Source organism: Siccirubricoccus deserti (genome assembly GCF_014283215.1).
GTDB classification, from domain to species: domain Bacteria; phylum Pseudomonadota; class Alphaproteobacteria; order Acetobacterales; family Acetobacteraceae; genus Siccirubricoccus; species Siccirubricoccus deserti.
In genome coordinates this window covers 1-2,465 of the sequence record NZ_JACOMF010000178.1, presented here as the reverse complement: position 1 = coordinate 2,465, position 2,465 = coordinate 1, and the positions used below count along the sequence as shown (strand labels likewise).

3 protein-coding genes are annotated in these 2,465 nt (G+C 65.3%); 1 reads left to right on the top strand and 2 read right to left on the bottom strand.

The genetic code is table 11. The features are described from left to right. Positions 1-123: 123 nt before the first annotated feature. Positions 124-1,095, bottom strand: a complete 972-nt coding sequence (locus H7965_RS29525) for a Bug family tripartite tricarboxylate transporter substrate binding protein (RefSeq protein ID WP_186774049.1) — start codon at positions 1,093-1,095, stop codon at positions 124-126. 308 nt (positions 1,096-1,403) lie between these two features. On the opposite strand from H7965_RS29525, the gene H7965_RS29520 reads away from it, so the two are divergent. Beyond that, positions 1,404-2,222, top strand: coding sequence for a TIGR03619 family F420-dependent LLM class oxidoreductase (locus tag H7965_RS29520; protein ID WP_186774048.1), 819 nt, complete (start codon positions 1,404-1,406; stop codon positions 2,220-2,222). A gap of 102 nt (positions 2,223-2,324) precedes the next feature. On the opposite strand, the gene H7965_RS29515 is transcribed toward H7965_RS29520, so the two are convergent. Further along, positions 2,325-2,465 (bottom strand): transposase (locus tag H7965_RS29515; protein ID WP_186773199.1); only part of this gene is annotated, 141 nt, incomplete at its 5' end.

Sequence of the window (2,465 nt, the reverse complement as noted above, 5' to 3'; positions counted from 1 at the left end):
GGCGCCCGAACGCGCGAGGCGCTGTGGAACACCATCGGCCGACTGCTCGATATCTTCAGTCCCGGAGAATGCCGAAACTACCTCGCCAACTCAGGCTATGCGTTCGAGTAAACCAAAAATGCTCTAGTCGGGTCGCGCCCCCGAAATCCGCACCAGCTCCGCCCATTTGGGTAACTCGGCGGCAAGGAACCGCGCCGCCTCGTCCGCTCCCATGGCCAACGGGATTGAGCCGAGCTCCTCCACGCGCTGCCGCATTGCCGATTGGTTCATCACCGCCACTGTTTCGAGTTCGCTCCGATCCACCGCCGCCCGCGGCGTACCCGCCGGCGCGAACAGCCCCTGCCAGGCGGCCAGCTCGTACCCGGGCAGCACCTCGCTAATTGAGGGGACGTCCGGGTACAACGGATGCCGTTGCCGCGTCGTCGTGCCCAACGGCCGGATCTTTCCCTCGCGGATGTAGGACAGCACCTCGATCAGCGGGTTGATCACCAGCTGCACCCGCCCAGCGATCAGGTCGAGCGCCGCCGGCGCGCCGCCGCGGTAGGCGACATGCGTCATCTCCAGCCCCGCCATATGGGCGAGAAGCGCACCCGAGATGTGCTGCGAACTGCCTACCCCCGACGAGCCGTAACTGATCCGCCCCGGATTGGCACGCGCGTAGGCGATTAACTCCTGCAGCGTGTTCGCAGGCACGGAGGGGTGGACCGTCGCAATGTTGGGCGAGAAAGACACGATTGCGACCGCCGAGAAGTCACGCACCGGGTCGTAGGAAAGGTTGGGGATCATCGCCGGCGCTCCCGCCATCGGCGTATTCGTCCCCATCAGAAGCGTATAGCCGTCCGGCACGCTGCGGGCGACGTACTCCGCTCCGATCGTGGCCCCCGCCCCGGCGCGGTTCTCCACCATGACAGACTGGCCGAGCCGTACGGCGATCGCCTCCCCGACCAAACGTGCCGTGGTGTCGGTGGCCCCGCCGGGGGCAAAGGGCACGACAATTCGGATCGGTCGGTCCGGCCGCCACTCCGTCTGCGCCGCGGCCAAGTTCGGTACCAAGGGCATGACGGCCAGCGTGACAAGCAGGGTTCGGCGTTTCATCATTGACCTCCCTGATCCGAATGGGCTGTTCCGCGCCCTTGGCCCAGCGCCTGCGACGCACCGGCGCAGGATTGCGCAGCAAGCCTATCTCGCCGCCAGCACGATGCGCCAGCGCCGCCCTGCCGAGGCGTGACGGCCGCCTACAACTTCGCGTGCCACCTCGGCGCACCGCCATTTTCCCGGGCATGCCCATATTTGGCATCAGGTCGTCTATGCGGTCTCCGGGGGCTGACGGTCACCGGGGAGATTGCGCCTTTGCAGGTAACGGCTGAGCATGCCGCCGTGGCAACGAAGGAAGTAGGACACCAATGAAATACGGCATTCATCTACCCCACGCCGGCGAGCAGGCGACGCCGGCGCTGATACGGCGTCATGCCGAGCGTGCGGAGGAGTTGGGCATTGAGGACGTGTGGGTTAGCGAGCACATCATCGTACCGCGCCAAAAGTTTCCACGCTCGCCATTGTTCTTCGATCCTGTTCTGTCCCTGACCTGGGCCGCCGCGGTAACCAAGCGGATCAAGTTGGGGACGTCGGTGCTGGTGCTGCCGATGCGTCACCCCCTGCCGTTGGCAAAGGAGCTTGCAACGCTGCACAACTTTTCCGAGGGACGGCTGACTCTAGGCGCCGGTTCTGGCTGGCTCAAAGAGGAGTTCTCGGCGCTCGGCGTACCGTTTGAGGAGCGCGGCCGGCGGCTTGACGAAGGGATCGCCATGATGCGGGCCGTCTGGTCCGAGGATCCGGTGACGTTCGAGAGCCGCTACATCTCGGCCGAGATCAAAGAGATGACCATGACCCCGATGCCAGTCAGCCGGATCCCGCTCTGGTTCGGCGGTAGCTCAGAGCCGGCCTTGCGGCGGACGATCAGGATTGGTGACGGCTGGCACGGCAGCGGGCTGTCGGCAGATGAGGCTGCTCCGCTTGTGCGGCGATTGCGCGCGGCGCGTCCCGAAGCGGACTTCACGATTTCCATGCGGGTGCAATGGGACGGCCAGGATCGTGGCGTTTTGCGCGCGCTAGTTGACGACTACGCAGCCATCGGGGTCGAGCATCTCCTGGTGGCGCCCCAAGACCGAAACGTCGACGACTGGGAGAAGGTGACGGACGGGGTTGGCTCCTTGGTAGCGTAGCTGAAGCGCGATGGACTTTTCTTGGCTCTTGGTCTGCCGTCCGCCCGCACGGTTGCGCGTGACCGTTACCCGTGCGGGGATCGCATTAGGCTCAGGACTCAATCACGCCCACCACAGGATGATGGCGGCGATAGCGATGCCGGCCTGGAAGTTGCGGGCGAGCTTGTCGTATCGGGTGGCGACGCGGCGCCAGTCCTTGAGGTGGGAGAAGGCACGCTCGATGGTGTTGCGGAGCTTGTAGCA